This window comes from Methylovulum miyakonense HT12 (assembly GCF_000384075.1).
GTDB classification, from domain to species: domain Bacteria; phylum Pseudomonadota; class Gammaproteobacteria; order Methylococcales; family Methylomonadaceae; genus Methylovulum; species Methylovulum miyakonense.
In genome coordinates, this window is record NZ_KB913025.1 from 634,693 (window position 1) to 652,235 (window position 17,543).

General features: G+C 49.0%; 22 protein-coding genes and 2 pseudogenes. 17 read left to right on the forward strand and 7 right to left on the reverse strand.

Annotated features, from left to right (window positions below):
- The first annotated feature begins 87 nt into the window (after window positions 1-87).
- From METMI_RS25250 to METMI_RS23035, 12 genes are all read left to right on the forward strand, one after another.
- Window positions 88-459, forward strand: coding sequence for a helix-turn-helix transcriptional regulator (locus tag METMI_RS25250; protein WP_019864789.1), 372 nt, complete (start codon window positions 88-90; stop codon window positions 457-459).
- Window positions 456-962 carry a hypothetical protein gene (locus tag METMI_RS0103230; protein ID WP_019864790.1) on the forward strand — a complete coding sequence of 169 codons (507 nt, stop codon included), beginning with the start codon at window positions 456-458 and terminating at the stop codon, window positions 960-962. Before METMI_RS25250 ends, METMI_RS0103230 begins: the two co-directional genes overlap by 4 nt.
- A 300-nt stretch (window positions 963-1,262) precedes the next feature.
- On the forward strand, window positions 1,263-1,544 hold the full coding sequence (locus METMI_RS0103235; RefSeq protein ID WP_019864791.1) for a hypothetical protein: 282 nt from the start codon (window positions 1,263-1,265) through the stop codon (window positions 1,542-1,544).
- Window positions 1,545-1,667: 123 nt separating this feature from the next.
- Window positions 1,668-1,991, forward strand: a complete 324-nt coding sequence (locus tag METMI_RS0103240) for a hypothetical protein (protein ID WP_019864792.1) — start codon at window positions 1,668-1,670, stop codon at window positions 1,989-1,991.
- Window positions 1,988-2,221, forward strand: a complete 234-nt coding sequence (locus tag METMI_RS0103245) for a hypothetical protein (protein ID WP_019864795.1) — start codon at window positions 1,988-1,990, stop codon at window positions 2,219-2,221. Before METMI_RS0103240 ends, METMI_RS0103245 begins: the two co-directional genes overlap by 4 nt.
- Window positions 2,221-3,150: a toprim domain-containing protein gene (locus tag METMI_RS0103250; protein ID WP_019864796.1), complete on the forward strand. Its 930-nt coding sequence runs from the start codon at window positions 2,221-2,223 to the stop codon at window positions 3,148-3,150. Before METMI_RS0103245 ends, METMI_RS0103250 begins: the two co-directional genes overlap by 1 nt.
- Window positions 3,143-5,146, forward strand: a complete 2,004-nt coding sequence (locus METMI_RS0103255; protein WP_019864797.1) for a hypothetical protein — start codon at window positions 3,143-3,145, stop codon at window positions 5,144-5,146. Before METMI_RS0103250 ends, METMI_RS0103255 begins: the two co-directional genes overlap by 8 nt.
- A gap of 851 nt (window positions 5,147-5,997) precedes the next feature.
- Window positions 5,998-6,177 carry a hypothetical protein gene (locus tag METMI_RS0103265; RefSeq protein ID WP_019864799.1) on the forward strand — a complete coding sequence of 60 codons (180 nt, stop codon included), beginning with the start codon at window positions 5,998-6,000 and terminating at the stop codon, window positions 6,175-6,177.
- A 374-nt stretch (window positions 6,178-6,551) separates the two neighbouring features.
- Window positions 6,552-6,734, forward strand: coding sequence for an Arm DNA-binding domain-containing protein (locus tag METMI_RS27700; RefSeq protein ID WP_019864800.1), 183 nt, complete (start codon window positions 6,552-6,554; stop codon window positions 6,732-6,734).
- A 40-nt stretch (window positions 6,735-6,774) separates the two neighbouring features.
- A complete protein-coding gene (locus METMI_RS0103275) occupies window positions 6,775-7,287 on the forward strand; it encodes a tyrosine-type recombinase/integrase (protein ID WP_232215173.1) in 513 nt (170 codons plus the stop codon).
- A 160-nt stretch (window positions 7,288-7,447) separates the two neighbouring features.
- The gene (locus tag METMI_RS23030) at window positions 7,448-7,672 is read left to right on the forward strand and encodes a hypothetical protein (protein ID WP_019864802.1); all 225 of its coding nucleotides are present in this window, start codon (window positions 7,448-7,450) and stop codon (window positions 7,670-7,672) included.
- Between the two features lie 86 nt (window positions 7,673-7,758).
- Window positions 7,759-8,046 (forward strand): type II toxin-antitoxin system VapC family toxin, encoded by a 288-nt coding sequence (locus METMI_RS23035; RefSeq protein WP_269634483.1) that lies wholly within the window; start codon window positions 7,759-7,761, stop codon window positions 8,044-8,046.
- Between the two features lie 301 nt (window positions 8,047-8,347).
- Here the strand turns inward: METMI_RS23035 and METMI_RS23040 are convergent.
- From METMI_RS23040 to METMI_RS28270, 3 genes and pseudogenes are all read right to left on the reverse strand, one after another.
- A pseudogene (locus METMI_RS23040) lies at window positions 8,348-9,365 on the reverse strand (IS701 family transposase).
- A gap of 50 nt (window positions 9,366-9,415) precedes the next feature.
- Window positions 9,416-9,991: a transposase gene (locus METMI_RS0103295; RefSeq protein WP_083930158.1), complete on the reverse strand. Its 576-nt coding sequence runs from the start codon at window positions 9,989-9,991 to the stop codon at window positions 9,416-9,418.
- Window positions 9,992-10,141: 150 nt separating this feature from the next.
- Window positions 10,142-10,330: pseudogene (locus METMI_RS28270) on the reverse strand (IS4-like element ISAba33 family transposase); the annotation flags it as partial.
- 639 nt (window positions 10,331-10,969) lie between these two features.
- On the opposite strand from METMI_RS28270, the gene METMI_RS0103305 reads away from it, so the two are divergent.
- A complete protein-coding gene (locus tag METMI_RS0103305; protein ID WP_019864808.1) occupies window positions 10,970-11,293 on the forward strand; it encodes a hypothetical protein in 324 nt (107 codons plus the stop codon).
- Between the two features lie 384 nt (window positions 11,294-11,677).
- On the opposite strand, the gene METMI_RS0103315 is transcribed toward METMI_RS0103305, so the two are convergent.
- A protein-coding gene (locus METMI_RS0103315; RefSeq protein WP_232215174.1) for an IS3 family transposase occupies window positions 11,678-12,893 on the reverse strand; the annotation gives its coding sequence in 2 pieces (ribosomal slippage) (window positions 11,678-12,605 and window positions 12,604-12,893; 1,218 coding nt in all).
- Between the two features lie 401 nt (window positions 12,894-13,294).
- On the opposite strand from METMI_RS0103315, the gene METMI_RS0103325 reads away from it, so the two are divergent.
- Complete coding sequence (locus tag METMI_RS0103325) at window positions 13,295-13,657, forward strand: CCDC90 family protein (RefSeq protein WP_019864812.1); 363 nt, start codon at window positions 13,295-13,297, stop codon at window positions 13,655-13,657.
- Here METMI_RS0103325 and METMI_RS0103330 read toward each other — a convergent pair.
- The 3 genes from METMI_RS0103330 to METMI_RS26020 form a co-directional block, all read right to left on the reverse strand.
- On the reverse strand, window positions 13,654-14,361 hold the full coding sequence (locus METMI_RS0103330; protein WP_040572885.1) for a restriction endonuclease: 708 nt from the start codon (window positions 14,359-14,361) through the stop codon (window positions 13,654-13,656). The two genes, METMI_RS0103325 and METMI_RS0103330, sit on opposite strands and share 4 nt — an antisense overlap.
- 127 nt (window positions 14,362-14,488) lie before the next feature.
- Window positions 14,489-14,998 (reverse strand): hypothetical protein, encoded by a 510-nt coding sequence (locus METMI_RS0103335; protein WP_019864815.1) that lies wholly within the window; start codon window positions 14,996-14,998, stop codon window positions 14,489-14,491.
- 121 nt (window positions 14,999-15,119) lie between these two features.
- A complete protein-coding gene (locus tag METMI_RS26020) occupies window positions 15,120-15,398 on the reverse strand; it encodes a hypothetical protein (RefSeq protein ID WP_083930160.1) in 279 nt (92 codons plus the stop codon).
- Between the two features lie 99 nt (window positions 15,399-15,497).
- Between METMI_RS26020 and METMI_RS23055 the strand changes: the two genes are divergently transcribed.
- The 3 genes from METMI_RS23055 to METMI_RS0103350 all read left to right on the forward strand — a co-directional run bounded on the left by METMI_RS23055 (window position 15,498) and on the right by METMI_RS0103350 (window position 16,875).
- The gene (locus METMI_RS23055; RefSeq protein WP_019864816.1) at window positions 15,498-15,755 is read left to right on the forward strand and encodes a hypothetical protein; all 258 of its coding nucleotides are present in this window, start codon (window positions 15,498-15,500) and stop codon (window positions 15,753-15,755) included.
- On the forward strand, window positions 15,752-16,420 hold the full coding sequence (locus METMI_RS0103345) for a hypothetical protein (protein ID WP_019864817.1): 669 nt from the start codon (window positions 15,752-15,754) through the stop codon (window positions 16,418-16,420). The genes METMI_RS23055 and METMI_RS0103345 overlap by 4 nt, the downstream gene beginning before the upstream one ends.
- A 149-nt stretch (window positions 16,421-16,569) precedes the next feature.
- Window positions 16,570-16,875: a hypothetical protein gene (locus METMI_RS0103350; RefSeq protein ID WP_156829758.1), complete on the forward strand. Its 306-nt coding sequence runs from the start codon at window positions 16,570-16,572 to the stop codon at window positions 16,873-16,875.
- Window positions 16,876-17,543 lie beyond the last annotated feature (668 nt).

The following is a 17,543-nucleotide window of genomic DNA, read 5'->3' on the forward strand; positions in this document are numbered from 1 at the left end:
CATAGGATATGAAAAATATCCTAATTTTTATATTAAAATCATAGTCTTAAAATTTGACCTCTATTAAATATTTACGAAGGTCAAAAAATGCCAACGAAAACCAACCAACAAACCCCGCCCCACAAAATCAAGCCAATAAGTGCGGCGATTCACCACGGGCAAGAAGCCACAAGCCCCACAATCAAACCGATAAGTGCAGCGGTTCACCACGGGCAAGAAGCTGCAAGCCCCACGCCCAAACCCCGCAACAAAGTAACCTATGTCCCTTCGCCATTGCCGCCTGAAGGTGTGGCACGCCTGCCCTCTATTCTGGCGTTCTTGAACATTTCCAAAACCAGTTTCCTTAATGGCGTAAAGGAAGGCCGCTATCCCGCCGGAAAGCTCCTATCCCCGCGTTGCCGTGTCTGGGATGTGTCGGATATTCGGGCTTTAGTAGCTAAATTGGGAGGTGAACAATGAAAACCCCAAGCCCTTCCTGTTGCCATCAATTGGCGTTTCTGGACTCGCTGAAAGAAAAAATAGCCCGCGTCAATGTGGAATTATTGCTTTTGGATCGCCTTGACGGTACGCCGGAACTGCAAGCCGCGCTGGACTTGATTAGGGAAATTGAAGAAGGCCGCAACGCCCTGCACCGCTCCCTATTGTCAACGCCTGACCCTGCACCCGCCCCGGTAAACCCTGACGAACAATTAATGGCATTCCTGCAAGGCCACCGAACCCATATAGTCCGGTTTGCCAAGCGTCTGGTGGCGGGTTACAACGCCGGAAACAGTTGGGTCTTTGCCATTATTGATGACCTGACGGGGGTGGCTTTGGGCATGTCCAGCCTGATTCAGGAACGCCAACCTAACACTGCGGAAGCCGCCAGACGGGTTGTGGTGGAGTTCTTGGCCGAAGTAAGTTGTCATTTTGACAACCCTTTACTTGGCGATGACGAATTCAGAGGGGCAGAACATGAATAACGTCCCTTTATTGACCCGCCCACGGTTTGGGTTTACTCTGTCCGCAACTGGCAACAAGCCAGTTCGGGCGTGGAAACCCGTTTTTAGACAAGGCGAAAAATCGCCACAGCCTTTTGTGGCTTTTTTATGCGCGTCATATTGTGCGGCCTTATGCCGTCTCTTCATTATGGCGGGTTGTTTTGGGAAGCCTTCACGGCTTGCCGCACCTTGTCGCGGTATTTCCACCCCACTACAACCCGTCGCCCATGCCGTGGAAAGCATGATTGGCGGTCATCCCCCATTTAGACAAGGATTATCCGCATGAACACACAATCAAGCCACGCTCAAAATCCAGAGCAAAACACCACTGAACCTTTTATCTTGACCGTATTAACCCACGATTTTTCACCGCGTGCCAAATACGGCGAACAGCTCATCATGCTACGCGGTGAAGCCGCCGAAGAGGGCGATATTGTCGCCATTAGTGAAGATTGCCGACAATTGGCCTTTTATACCGATGGCCTTGATTATTACGCCGCCGCCATTGGGGTTACTAATTTGGGATCGAGGCGGTTTATAGGCACTCCTACCCTTCAGGCATAAAAAAACCGACTAATTCAACCAAAAATTAGCCGGTTCTTTGCAATCCATTTGCCACCTAAAACGCAGGGCTATTATAGCCTAAGGCGGCGGTGGATTGCTATTGTCCGGCGTGGAGCTATTCCCATGAAAACACCAAACCCCAACGCTTGCACCCCTGATTTTAGCCACCGCGTGAATGCGGAACTGGACGCAAGCCCCGCCCGTTTGCACGATTGCCTGAACCCTGCCTTAGAAAGAGCCGCCGCCCTTGCTGACCTGATGGAATCGGCCTTCGAGCAAGGCAAGGCAGACGAGATAAGCAATCTCTGGAGAGCCGCGCAAGCCATTCGCTTTGAAATCTTGGACGCGCAAGCCATCCTTGATGCTTATTACGACGGCTCAACCAATACAGCCAGTAATACAGCCAGCAATGTGGTGGAGATCAAAAGCCAAGGGGACAAGCCATGAACACATTTCAGGATGTGCTAAACAGCAAACCTCTTCTTTATGTCTTGTCCCAGCAGCTTATCGACGATATAGCCTTGATGGACGATGAAGAACAGTTATGCGCCATTGAGGCCGTAATAGCTGAAATCAAGAATATGCAAGCCTTGCTGACCGCCTACCGCAATACAAAGCCAGGGGATATGCAAGCCTTTATGACCGCCTACCACAACGCGAAGCAAGGGGGTTCGTAATGGCCTATCAAGACATAGAAACCGCTTGCCGCCAAGCCTGTGAACACATTGGCGTGGATTACCAACCCGTCGCCGCCGATGGTGTGTGGCATGTGGCGAACCTGAGCGATGACCACAAAGGCAAGAATGATGCACGGATTAAGCTGTTCCCTGACCGGCAAGGCGGGATTGTCTGGAATCATAAAAGCGGTGAAAGGCAGACGTTCTTTATCAACAGGATGCAGCAAGGCAGCCTATCCCCCGAAGAACGCGCCCGTATCGAGGGCGAAAAACGCCGCCGTGAGGCTGAACTATTGCAACGCCACAATAAGGCCGCCAAACGGGCGAAATCGCTTTGGGATAACGCCAGCCCCGCACCTGCCAGCCATCCTTACCTTGTCCGCAAGCACGTCAGGCCGCATGGCTTGCGGGTGGCCACATGGGAGCGGCTCATTCAACAGCCTGACCGTAAGCACGGCAAGCTGGTGGTTGAAAACGCGCTGTTAGTGCCGCTGTATAACGCCGTGGGTGAACTTCGTAGCCTACAGGCCATTTTTCCTGAAACCTGTCCAGCGTTAGGCCGTGATAAAGATATGCTGGCCGGTGGTGGTTTGGCGGGTTTGTTCTGGTGGCTGGGGGCGAAATCTGACACCGTGCTGATCGGTGAAGGTTTCGCCACTTGTGCCACCCTGCACGAAGAAACTGGCCACCGCGTCTATATCGCCTTTACGGCCAATAACCTGCTTGCAGTCGGGCGGCTGTTACGGGAAAAATTGCCGGATACCGAACTGGTGTTCTGTGCGGACAATGACACGAAAACGGCGGGAAACCCAGGCCTGACCAAAGCCACGGAGGCCGCCCAAGCCGTGGGCGGTGGGGTTGCCGTGCCGCCTGTACACGGGGATTTTAACGACTATGCCGCGTGGTTAATGGAGCAAGGCAATGGATAAGGACACGAAAAACCCCGTCTTGAAGCTGGTGAATTCCGCCAAGAAACCGCCACCTAAAAAGCCAAGCAACACGGGCGGCAACGGTGGCAATAGTGGCAATAGTGGTGGTGGCAAAGGCTCAACAAACCCCGAACGGTTTGGCGATTACCTGATAAAAAACGGTGCGTTCCACCAAATCAAGGCGGTGCGGTCGGGTGAGGATGGCAATGGGAGCGTGGAGTTCCCCTTATGTGATTTTACCTGCAAGATCATGGAGGAAATCATAGCGGATGACGGGCTGACCGACACCGCTTTTTTGCGTGTCGAGGGCAAGCGGTCGGACGGTGTGGCCTTGCCCTTGGTGGATGTTCCGGCAAAGGCATTTTATTCTTCGCAAGGCAATTGGGCGAATGAGCATTGGGGGACGTTGCCCTTTATTTATCCTGGTGCAGCCAAGAAGGATAACCTACGCGCCGCCATCCACCAGTATTCCCGTTTATCAGGCGATGTGCCGCGCCGTTCCATCTACAAATATACGGGCTGGAAATGTATCAATGGCCACTGGCACTATCTCACGGGTTCCGGTTCGTTAACGGTTGATGGTTTAGTCAATGGGGCTGAGGTCGATTTAGGCGGTGGTCACATGAGCCGCTACCAACTGACCGCCCCGTTAGCAGGTGAAGCCTTGAGCCAAGCCGTAGCCGACACCTTGGCGTTATTTGCACTATGCCCTAGCAAGCCTTATGTGGGGGCGGCCTTGTTCGCAGCGGTTGCCCGTGCGCCCTTGGGGGAATGCCACCCGACAGACTTTGCCATCTGGTTGCATGGCCTGACCGGATCGCGCAAAAGTGCAGTTGCCGCGATTGCCCAAGCCTTTTTCGGCAACTTCACCGCCCGAAGCTTTCCCGCCAATTGGTCGGACAGTGTGAACGATTGCGAAATGAAGAGCCACCAAGCCAAGGATGCGGTGTTTGTGGTCGATGACTTCAAGCCCTCCATATCCCAAAGCGAGGCGGCAAAGCTCCACGCGATGGCCGAACGGCTGATACGCAATACAGGCAATCAGGCAGGCCGTGGGAGGCGTGGGGCGGACATGCAAGCCAAGGCCGCGCCCTATAACCGTTCGCTGATGATCGTTACCGCCGAAGATTTGCCGCGTGGTCAATCGCTGTTAGGCCGCTTGCTGATTCTGGAGCTTAGCCGTTCTGATGTCGATAACGCGGTATTGACCAGATTACAGCAAGCCGCCGAGTCGGGGCGGTTGTCGGGCTTGATGTCGGCTTACCTGCAATGGTTAGCCCCGCGCTTGGATGAATTGAAAAAAACTTTTCCTAAAAATGTGGAGGCGTTACGCAATGCCAGCATTCGCGATGGTCTTGCCACCTCACACCCCCGCGCCCCTGAGATTTACGCCAATATGGTGGCGGGGGCTGAGCAGTTCTTGGCGTTCTTGGAAGCCGTGGGCGGTGCCAGCAGTGAAAGCGGGAACGATTGCCTGTTAGCGGTCGAGGCCAACCTACAGCAAGCTTTTAGCGAGCAAGGCACGTATTTAAGCGAACAGGACGAAATCGAGCGGTTCTTACAGCTACTTCGCGCTGTGTTCAGTTCCGGCAATGCCCATGTGGCTTGCCGATTAAAGCAACGCGAACCGACATTGAGGCCGTATGCGTGGGGTTGGCGGCTGGACGGTGTCAGCCCTATGGGTGATAAAACTCATAGCCCGATGGGGGATTGTATCGGCTGGTACTGTGACCCAACAGGCAACACCCACGCCGAGCTATGGCTACAGCAGGAAACGGCGTTCAAGGTGGTGCAACAGTTCGCCAGAAACCAAGGCGATACCTTCCTGATTAGCCCTGCCAGCTTATGGCGGCGGATGCACGAACGGGGCTTGATCCTTAAGACTGAACCGAACGCCAGCCGCAACCAACCCCGCTTGGCTGTCAAGCGCATGATTGCAGGGCGTGAGCTTCGCGTGATGGTCTTGTCCGCCGAGCTGGTCGAGTCGGGCGAATAAAAAAGTTAAGGGGGTATAGTATTATTTTGTGGGGAATGTGGGGAGATAGGCTTCTAGCCCTTATATATCAAGTCTTACAGCTCCCCACAGGGATTTTTTTTGTGGGGAGATTCCCCACAAATGTGGGGAGCAAGAAAAACCACGCCAGCACCAAAAATGCCGCATTTTGACCACAAAAACGGCCTAAAAAAGCCCAACTCCCCACAAAACAGCCAAATTGTGTGGGGAGATTCCCCACATTTTGAGGCCATGTGGGGAGCTGGAAGCCGCGCCACACAAGGGCTAGAAGCCAATCTCCCCACATTCCCCACATCCTACACATAGGAGGGGTATAGAATTATTTTTTAGGGTGTAACAATGGTTACACTTGGAATGCTAGTCAAATAGCTATAGCTAAGGATTCAACCCGCCCCGCCCCACCGCTTAGGGGGTAGGGGGTAAAAATCCTTACCACTTAAGATAGCTAGACCGATACGCCCCCTCTGGTTTTATCGCCGCGAGTTTTTATAGGGGGGGTATAGCTTCCCGTAGGTGGCTGGTCAAATCTCTAGGGGCTTAACTGCCCTTTACGTTGCCCCAACCGCGTTTATACGCCCTGGCAATTGGACAAGAAAAGCCCACGGGCAGGCATTCAATCCGGTATCGGGCACAGGCCAAGCCCTACCAAGCCCTACCTTTTGGCGTATCTGATGGGGGCAAGGGGAGAAAGTAAGTGTCTTATGATTTGGGTAATCGCTGGACTCTTCGCGCCAGCCACACACCTAAGGCAAACCATTACAGGTGAGACATTCGCCTATAGGCGAAAGCTGAACAGCGTGGTTTGTCCGCTTTAAAAGCCTGAAGGCTACGCAATGGAACAACAACCCAAAAAGACACGCGCCAAAGGTGCTGGAAGAAAGCCGTTACCGATAGAAGAAAGGGCGATGAACACCGCCATCCGGCTGACCCCCGCACAACACCAAAAATTTATAGCCTTGGGCGGTGTAGCCTGGCTAAGGGAACAAATCGAGAAAGCGGAACTGATGGAATGATGGCGGCCTGATACCAGAATAGGCAAAAAAAGGGAGGCATCGGGGTATCGAAAACGGATTTTTTCAGAGTCACAACAACTTTATGCAGTAACTTTGTCAGTAACTCGTAATGATAAAAATCAATGAATACAGTATTTACAAGGCTTGCAGAGGCTTTTGTGATTGAGGCCGCATCATACAGATTCCACGAAGTACAAAAACCAGCAAGTCACAAGGCTTAGCGGGTTTTTTATTGTCCAACGATGTGTAACAAGATACATTGATATACCGCCATTTGTGGCGGTATATCCCAAATTTCTGGAGATTTACAGTCCCGTCAGATACCGCTATTAAGAACGCCAAACCCAGCCCCGACAAGCTTTACAAGCTACCCGATGAAAATGCTTGTCCATACCAACGGCGGCAAATACTTTCGGTTGGATTACCGCTTTTCCGGCAAATGCAAAACGCTTGCGCTTGGCACTTATCCCAAAACGACACTTAAGGAAGCCCGCGACAAGCTCTATACCGCCAAAAAACAAATTTCTGACGGTATAGAGCGCAGCCAACAGCTTTGAAGTGATCGCCCGCGAGTGGGTCGAAAAAAAAAGTCGAGACATGGGCGGAAAAAATAGCCGTTCTAAACGGATGTTGGAGCGGAACATATTCCCTTGGCTTGGCGGCAAGCCAATATCGTCCCAAGCCGTGGCGATACTGCAAGAACTCCACCCGCTGACAGGCCACGGGCGTTATATATTCCCGTCTGAACGCACCCCGCGCCGGTATCGGTGCATGAGCGAAAACACCCTAAACGCGGCTTTAAAACGTCTAGGCTACGGTAAAGACGTAATAACCGCCCACGGGTTCAGGGCAATGGCGCGAACCATACTGGATGAAGTGCTAGGCTTTCGCCCTGACTTTATCGAGCATCAACTAGCCCATTCCGTAAGAGACCCCAACGGGCGGGCATATAACCGCACGGCGCACCTGCCCGAACGCCATAAGATGATGCAATCATGGGCGGACTATCTGGACGGCCTCAAAAACGGGGCGCTAGTGATACCGTTTAAAAAGGCTATGTCACCGTTAGTTGTTGAAAAAATTTTATGTTCGGCGCAAAGCCTTATTTAATGCGGATTGCGGCTTTCGCTGAAAGCCGCGTCATTTAAGGCTTCCACAATTAACGGTGACATAGCCTTTAAAAAAGCCGTGTGATGCCGGATTGCTTTTGTGGCTTGAATTGTCCAGAGACGTATAATAAAGCCCGACAAGACACCAACAGGGGCAAGACATGACAACCTTAGAACTCGACAACGAAACGGCCACCTTGCTGGCGGAAATGGCAGAACAGGAACACATAGAGCCTGAACAGTTGGTTAAAGACCTCATCAAACGCCATTCGGAAACCCTCACCGCCCCCGAAAATGATTTTTTTGCCTATGCTGGTATTTGGCAAGGCCGGAATATAGACCAAGAAACCATCCGTACGGACGCATGGCGGCAAGGCCAACCATGATCCTGTGCGACACCAATATCTTGATTGAGTTTTACAAAGGCAATCCGGCAACCATTCAAGCACTACGCGATATAGGCTAAGCGAATATAGCCGTTAGCGTCATCACCAAGGCGGAATTGCTGTTCGGTGCAAGGGACAAACAGGAGCTTGCCAAAATAAACAAGCACTTGGCGTGTTGCCACTGTTACCCACTGACAACGGACATTTCAGATTTATTTATCGGCCTGATGGCGGATTACTCGCTAAGCCATAGGCCATCCATACCCGACATGCTGATTGCCGCCACAGCCGTGAACTACAACCTTGAGTTGTACACGCCAAACACCAAAGATTTTAAATTTATCCCCAACATGCGCCTGTATTCAGCGGGTTAATAGCGGTATACACCGCTGACCGCCCATAAAGTACGCCCTGTTTTTAACCCTTGGCGTAATCTCTTGACATAATTCAACTTGACCGGATAGCCCGACGGGGCAATAAGCGGGATTCATCCCCCGTTTCTGGTCAATCCTTTCTGGACGGATTGACACTTTTTGACGGTGTGTTTATGCCAACATCTGGCTACAGAGAATTTTGTCTAAAAAAACTTGAGTCTTTTGAAGCTGAATATAAAAAAGGTGGTCGCCCTCGTGACCCGCTTATCAATGCCTTTAATCTTTACATAAATAACTGATGTTACGCAGCCCGTAATTTCTGTAACTCTTCATACGCCATTTGATTCGCTTTTATAAACAGCTTAGCCCGAGTGGCGAAATGGTTGGTTTTATGTTTAATCTTCAAACATTCTAGCTTGAACACGGCATAAATCGACATGAAGATGTGGTTGTTTTGTGTGGTGACGGTGCGGGTGGGCGACTTCGCCAGCCCCGCGTTGGATTTCAGTGACTTATGGGACTCCTCGACTTTCCACCGTTTTTGGTAGAGAGCCGATGCTTGTCCGCCGTCGCACGCCAAATCGCTGCACACCAGATTCAACAAACCGGTGCTGCCGTCTTTGTTTGTAAAGACCCGCCGGACGAACAGCACTTCATGGTTGAAGCCCTTCATCCAGCCGCGCACCGATTGTTGATCCGCCAATTCCAGNTGGCTGATCCGTACATAGCGTCCTTCATTCTTGTCGGTTTCGGTCAATGCCACCAAGCGGTTGTCCTTGAGCGCGCTGATGAAGTGTTTGCCTTTCTTGAGGATGAACTCGAAGTTCTCCTTAGCGGCAAACCANCTGTCGGTCAGGACATAGCGGAACTTGATGGCGTTCGCCACGCAGGTGGCGATCATCGAACGCATCAGTTCATTCTTGGTGAACTCCGCCGCCCGCTTGACCTTGCGGGTTTTTACGTCGCTGAACTGATGCGGTTTGCGCACCACTTCGAAGGCGACCGGAACCGACACGTCCCCGCTGTGGTACAGCGCGTTCAACAGGTTGATGCCTTTGACGGAGCGGCCTTTGCAGTGGTCATAGTGCCAACACATGATCTCGTTCTCGTCGGTGCTGGCCTTTTCCTGGACGGTGTCGTCGAAGATCAGGCACGCGTCATCCTTCTCGATCTGGCGCACGATGCGTTTGGCATCAACCCACAAGTCTTTTGAGGTATACAGCCTGGCGGACATGTGGCGGGTTATCTGGTCATGGCTGACTTCACCGTCAAGCATCGCCCAGGCTGGTCGCCGTCGCCAAGCCTTGGTTGCAAATCAGGTAGTCTGTGTAGAGTTCTGTTTTTTCTCTCTGTACATGACAAAGATCAGCTAAAAGGGTGTGGCCTTATCCTCACGAAGGAAGCCAAACAAAGCCTCAATGGCCTTCCCAAAGCCATACGCCAACTGAAACAAGGCTTCGTTGATAATGTCCAACCCCAGCCTGAAAATGCTTTTGGCAAGGCGTTGATGTTTTTTGACTTTGATGGGCTTGACCCTTTCGTGTTGCCATTCGCCCACGCGGTGCGCCCAGCAAAAGGCGATCACCGCGACCACCAGCAGGCGTTTGATGCGGCGGCGGTCGGTGACATGGGTGTCCTCAAAGTTAAAGCCACGGCTTTTCAGGCAGCCAAACAGGGTCTCGATTTGCCAACGCAACGCATACGTTTCAATGGCGTCCAGGCAGGGCTTGGCGGTGGCGACAATCAGCAGTTCGCCGTCGTCCAAACGCAAAGCGGATAAATAAACCGCCGTGCCGGTCATTTTCCGGACACCCGCCAGCACGAGGCTTTCGCCAGGCTTCAGGGTGCGGAACAGTTGCCGGGCTTGGACAAAACACCCACGCCCGTTGGTCACCCGGGTGTTTTTCTTGACCCGGACGGCAAAGTCGATGCCTTCGCCTTGCAGCCAGCCGAACCATTTTTCGCGGCTATGTCACCGTTAATTGTGGAAGCCTTAAATGACGCGGCTTTCAGCGAAAGCCGCAATCCGCATTAAATAAGGCTTTGCGCCGAACATAAAATTTTTTCAACAACTAACGGTGACATAGCCTTTTTCGCCGACAAACTCACGGTCGGCCAAGAATTTGATGGTGCGCCCTTTGCCGAATTCTCGGACAAACCGCTTCAACAGGGCGATGCGCTCGCGGGTGCTGGAGTTGCCTTGTTTGTTCAGCAATAGCCAGTAAACGGGAACGGCAATGCCTTTGTAGACCACCGCCAGCATGAGGATATTGATGTCTTTCTTACCCCACTGCCAGTTGGTGCGGTCGAACGTCAGGTAATAGTCGGTTTCAAGGAAACCGAACAGTTTCATGACAAACCAAGCGACACCGTCAAACCCGACGGCACCGGGGTCGCTGATGAAGCGTTGCATCCGCCGGTAATGGGAATCCGCTTTGGCCTTACCGGGAAATGCCTGGGCGAGCTTGGTTAAGTTAATGGTTTCCTTGAAAAAATAACGCGACCACCATCCCAACCAGACAATCCATTCGCGCCTTGTTCCAGTGAAAGTGTTGGTTTAACATAGTCGTTAGCTCGTTGAAGTGTGGCATCTTGTCCTATTTCGCAAAAATTCACTATTTTGCCATATTTTCAACGGGCTATTTTTTTGTCATGTACAGAGATAAATAACAATATTCCCCTACCTGATTGGGTCGTCGATGGAGTGCGATATATATATTCAATTCACCAGTCCTCGATAAGCATTTGTTATCACTATAAAAAGCCTATCAATCTGAAAATTATGGCGCACTTAAAGACACGGTTTATTTGTGCGAATCACCTTTGATTAATTAACGGACCTTAGCTATAAGGCAAACATTCGACAACCCAAACAACATATAATGGCAAACAAAAGCCAAAGAGAAGCGGAAACAGAGAAAAAATGTATGACTACATGATCAAGGCCTTGCTGATAGTTTCGCTGTGCGCCTTACCGATGTCGGTTTCAGCCGACGAAGGCGGGGTGACAAAAAACTATTGCCATGACCGAGCCAATCAAAAAGAATTCGAGGAGTTGTTGCAAAATAACCCAACAGACATGGGTATTATCCGGCTGTTTGCCATACGTCAAGGCTTATGTGAAATGATTGGCAAACGACTAATCCCTTTGGAAACGGGCATAGATTTATGGGCGATTGAACGCCAAAAAATCCTCCTTGAACGGACGAAAAAAAATCTAAGTCGCCTGACCAAGAAGGCGTTTTAAAACAAGCTATAGTGAAACAACGGTTCAAACCTCCCAGCCGCCAACAATAAAATCCAGTTGTGGATTTTGGACATGGCAAATGTGCTTAACCAAGCTGGCAATATCCAGCCATTTGTAAGCCGTGTTCCTGAGTACACCAACACAAAATTGTACCCGTCAATATAAACAATCGCCCTCATCCTTTGCCCTATAAATGAAAAAACTGCCCGAAGGCTGTCTTTCCGTCTTACAGTGAAGCCAACTTAATGACTGCCCCATAAGATGAGTTGTGGGATTGCTCTACAAAATCAAAAAACAGATTTTAAAATCTAAACCTTAGAAATTAACCAAATTTTTCCGTCCTTATATAGTGGACCCCATTGTCCAGACAATAAAATGCCTAATTTAAGAGGGTGTCGTCTCTGTCACAGCAGAGGGTTGCTGCCCCGTTTCTTCACTTGACGATGCATTTTTATCACCAAAACGATCGGCGATTTTTGCCCCGCCACCGTCTCCCGTCCGATAGGCTTGATCCGGTGTTTTATAGCCCAATGCCTGATGAAACCGCCCACCGTTGTAAAACTCCGCCAATCCCATCAGCAGTTCCGGCATCGAGGCATAGTTTTTCGGATAAACATCTTCGTATTTGACGCTCCGCCATAGCCGTTCGACAAAAAGGTTGTCCAATGCCCTGCCACGCCCGTCCATGCTGATGTGGATGGCGTTGTCCTTCAACAGTTTAATCCATGATTCGCTGGTGAATTGCGATCCCTGGTCGGTGTTGAATATCGCAGGCTTTCCAAACCCCTTGAGGGCATCAGCCAGGCAATCCACGCAAAAACCGGCGTCCATCGTGTTCGACACCTGCCAAGCCAGGACTTTACGGCTATACCAGTCGATGATCGCCACTAGGCATACAAAACCCTGTGTCAGGCGGATATAGGTGATATCTGTACTCCAGACATGGTTCGGGCGCACCACGCTTAACCCCCTGAGAAGATAAGGATAAATTGCATTTTGCGGATGCTTTTTGCTGGTGTTAGGGCTTGGCACCATCGCGACCAAGCCCAATATCCGCATCAGCCGCTGCACACGCTTGCGGTTCACGCAATGCCCTTGGGCACGTAGCCAGACCACCACAACCTGCAAACCATTTTTGAATGGATGCCGGGTGTATTCTTCATCCAACAGACGCAACAGGGGCAGCTCAGTTTCATCCGCAACCGCCATCCTGTGCGCATAAACCGTTGACCGCGCAATGCCCGCCAGTTGGCACTGTGCCGCCACGGACAGCCCATTACCGGCACCGATCCAGCCTTGCCGTTGGCTTAGTGGCTGATCCCGGACTTTTTTTAAGCCAGTCCAGTTCCATGTTGAGCTGGCCTATCTTGGCGTATAGGCGTTCCGGGTCGCTTTGCGGGTCAATGGACTTTGGGCCGCGCTTCACGTCAAACAACTGCCCGGCATTTTCCAGCAACGCCTTTTTCCAGAGGCCGACTTGTGTCGGATGGACACCGAACTCCTGGGCTATCTCGTTCACGATTTTGTTGCCTTTCACCGCCTCCAACGCCACTTTCGCTTTTTGTGCGCCGGACATGATCATGCGTTTTTTTTCACTCATTTAAGCCTACCTTTTTAGGATAGACACCATCTTAAACTGCTGTCTGTTTTTTGGGGCCTTAAAGTACGCACCCTTATCAAGCGAGCATTTAGCCGTCAAAGCAGAAAATGTATCATTTATAAGTAACAACAATGTCACAAGCATAAAAAAAGCCCTATGATATATCATAAGGCTTTGATTTATTGGAGCTAGTGGGGGGAATCGAACCCCCGACCCACACATTACGAAAACTTTGTTGTGTGCTACACAGTGCGAAATAGTGTTTTAAAACAGTGGGCTATAAAAACGAAAACCACATTAAAAAACAATAACGCTCCCTAATGTAGTCAGAATGTAGTAAACAATCATTTTTCTTTAATTGCAGTTACAATAAGCAAATTCTTGATAAAACCTAATTCGTTATGGCTACGTTAACCTTTGATACCCATGAATTTGTAACCGAACTTAAGCAGGCGGGTTTGACTGAACCACAAGCTGTGGCCATAACACGGCTTCATCAACAAGCCACCTCCGCCCTTGTCGATTACGTCAAGCATGAACATAACCTTGATAACGTCGTCACCAATAAAGATTTGGATGCGAGGATTAAGGAAACCGAACTTAAAATTGAACTTGTCCGCTCTGAATTGAAGCGTGATATTGAAATGGTCAGGCGTGAAATACAAGAAACTAAAGCTGACCTTATTCGCTGGGTTGTCGGTGTCGGCCTATTGCAGATAACGATTATTACCGCGCTTTTGTTACGTCTTACTGGAAAGTTTTAATTATGTTTGTTTAAATTATTTCTTATTTGTATTGTGTTTTTACATTTTGGATAATTTACACATCCCCAAAATTCGCCACCAGCGTTTTTTCCTGTTTTTGCAGTTCGTTTAGTCATTTTTACGTTACACCTTACACAAGTTGGGGTTGTGTAATCTCCAGTGGTTGCTAGCTTGTCAATTTTCCGTTTTTCTTTATCGCCAAGGTTATTGATTAATGTTATTAATTCGTCGCAATCAATCAATAATAGGTTTTTGCCTTTGGCAAACTCAATTGCATCTTTGCTGTATTCTGACGTTGTTAAAAAGATTCCATGCTTTACTCTTTCGGCAGCCATCACACCGTAAAGCTCGCGTATCAAATTAACACCTATCGGCCTGTTCCATGCCTTACATTGTGCCACCGCTAATAAACTTCCATTCTTGTCTTTGATTTTTATATCAATTCCGCCATCAGCCCCGATACACGTCACATCCGCTGTGCAGTTTTTTAACTTCAGGTATTCCACGCATATTTCTTCGTAACGCTTCCATTCCAACGATCTTAAAAATGGCTTAGTCCATCTGATAATCCCCTCGTTTTTAGGGTGTATCGTTCCTGAATAGTCGGTTTTTTTAGGGATGGCGTATAAATTGGGCTGCTCTTCAAGCTTTTTCAATTCCCGGCTTATTTGAATGCCTTCAAGGGTTGATTCTATTAGCTCCATTTTTTTGCCTTTCTTTTTTTTCTTTACTAGCAAATCAATGATTTTTATGATTATTGCGAACGCAATTATTACTGTCCATAAGTTAACCATTTTTTGATTTTATTTAGCAATAGGGAGGTATTGGCAATTATTCTTTATAAGTTAGGATGAATTGCTTCCATGCCCTAACGTGGGCGTTGATACAATCCATTTTTTCTTGTTCGTTTTCAGGGCTAACACAATTGCTAGGTTTTTTATAAAATTCCTTGAACGCTTTGTCCCTTCGCATTTTTGCCCCTTCTTTTTCCCAGTCCACTTCCTGGGTTTCTCTAGTTTGGTTTTCGTTGAATATCTTCCCCTCAATTTTTGCAAACTCTCCTTTTTTTAACCGTCCCCTATCCTCAAGTTTCCTGACTATATTCCCTATGCCTTCGTGAACCACTTCTTTTTGTAGTTCCATTATGGGGTTAAGGCTTAATGTCCTGGTGTTTGGCCAACTGTCCTGATTGTTTTCTTTACCCGTTGAAACCATATAGACCAATAATCCACCTATTGCTAGGTAGATTAAATAGGGTTTTTTTCTGCTGGCTATATAACGGATTGCGTCGATTATTATTACTAAGACAACTAAACAAACAAGCAAAATTGCTACCCACATTATTCAGCCCCTTACATGAAGAAATAAAAATGCTTTTAATGTAGCTCACTAAAGCCCGTAAAAGCTATGAACTATTTCACATCCTGCCTGGATTTGAACCATTTTTTATAAATTTTGTGGGCTAATCTGTACCCGTCCTTAGATTTAGGCGTTGCCTTGTGTCCTCCATATCTGGGCTTATCTGTCCGGCTTCTGGAATTGTTAAGCCTGTTGTTAACCAATAAGCATATTCAGGCCATAACTGTATAACTGCTGTTATTTGTTCTTCATTTGCCCGGCCTCTTCTGTTCCTTATATTTCCCCAGGTTGTTCGGGGTATTCCTGTTTTTTCTTCTAGTTTAGGATTTTTTAATCCTATGAAATCCAAAAGAATTATCATTCTTTCGCGTATATCTTGCATAAAATTATGTATTTTATATTGACTATGTATTATATACTGTGTATTATTTACACAATTTCAAACGAGCCACAAAGAGCCAAGCGAGGCTAAGGTGCAATCATGAACCAGCAAAATCAACAAGTCAAACCAGAAGAATTGCGGGAAGCGTTGAACCGAGTCCCGGTCATCGTCAACGTCCCTCTGGTGCATCCCGCAAAATTTGCCGAACTCATAGGCGTTTCGGAAGGCGTCGTGGGCGGCTGGGTAGACCGGGCTTATATACCCACGGTCAAAATAGGCCGTTACCTCTTTGTCAACCTTGCCCAGATACAAGAAAGCTCCAAAACAGCCGGATTTGTTGGGGGGTCAATACAATGAACATCACCCAAAAACAACTACGATCCACCCTTTCCGGCCTTTCTTTATCTGTTATTTATGAGCAAGAACGTATTAAAACTGAACATAAGGATGATATTTCCCTTATCCGGTCACTTGTGTTGCGTGAATATGGCATCCGTAAAGATAAGGTCAATTTTTTGCGCTCGCTTTTTCCTGAACCCTTAACCGCCACATGGCAAAAAATATTTGATGACGAACTTTTGTACCTTGATCAAAGTTGTAAATACTTTTTGGATCGCATTGAAGAACGGCTGCAACAAGAATCAGAACAAACAACCCTGAATCAACCGGCACCTTCACCTAGCCATACCATCAATGTCGAACTTGAGCCAGGCCAGCTACTGACAGTCACGCACAAACCTACTGGCACAGTCCTGCAAGCCCTTATCGACCTTAAGGAAGAGTCCGTCTATTTAGACAATTCGAGCGATGGCCTCTGTGTTGATTTCTCCGCCCGTGCCACCCGAAAAATTAAAGAGCTTGCTTCCGTACATAAAACCTTGCCACCTGAAAATGGCCTCAACGTGCCAGAAGACCGGCTGGCACACTCTTTTGAACACGAAGTGGCCGAACTGGAACAAACCGTCTTCACCTTGCCTGGGCAATACCATGACTCCATCAACTTCTGCGACACCACAAGCTAATGGATCCGGCACAAACCAATACAGCAAAACGCAAAGGATCTGCCCGGAATGCCAGACCACCCAAACCGTAAGCAAAACCGTTAACTGGAAATACATCATCATCCGCGGCGTATGCAAATGCCCGCTTAAACTCAGGATCATAGACCGCCATGACAACACAACAATCGACTATGGTTTTACCGCCAAAGACAGACAACCCGACCCAAACCCTTGAGGATCGCCGCTTCTATACCGCCTTATCCGGTGCCGACTACCTCAAACTTGAACAAGAATGCCTACAGCGCAACACCAAACCCTACAACCTGACCAAAATAGTCCTGACCCTATTCATCAAGGGCGACCTGGTCAACCTTAACGAACTGCCTGATGAACCAGCTACAGTAATCCGTGCCTATCTTCGAAAAAAACAACTGGCGCGTGGTGAACTCCAGATAAAAGAAATTGAGGGCGGTTAGATGCAAGCCAGTCGGCGCCGTCGTATAGGGGTTGTTGCCAAGCTTCACGCCCATTTGCGCGGGTGTCAAGGGGTAAAGCCTGCGTACCTTGACACCCGCGCAAGGCGTGAAAAGCTGCACAACCCAACTATAGACGGGACGCACTGGAAAAAGCCTAGCCGGTTGGTGGGTTGGCAGGGGTTTAAATCCAACCGCGCCAAGCCGCCAATTATCAAGGCCTTAAACAGCAAGCGGAATCGTAGGGAAACCATTTCCGCTAGCCCTAAAACCAACTGCGAAGCCGCTTACCATTTAGCGCGTAAGCGTCTAAATAAAGCGATAGCGTAACCATTAAAAAGCCAAAACCGTAACGGAGTTAGGTTTTGACAAAGCCGGAAAAGATGGCCAACACCGGATGCCCGAGAATGAAGTCCTACATCATCCCCGCCTCCAGCCATCTTTGCCCTTAATAACTGTAACCCCGGATGCCGTACGGAAACGAGCGAAAGGGATTGTAGTGGAAATGGCTCATTAAAGGCCGTTACAGGGAGTTAGAAAAAAACCTTTGACGGCAGGAAAAGCGTTTTTTGCTTACTCCCTGTTAAGGGCTTTAAAGAGCCATTGGAACGGAAAGCCCGTCCCGAAGGGTTCGCCCACAAACAACATTAAAAAGGTGACTAAAAATGTTT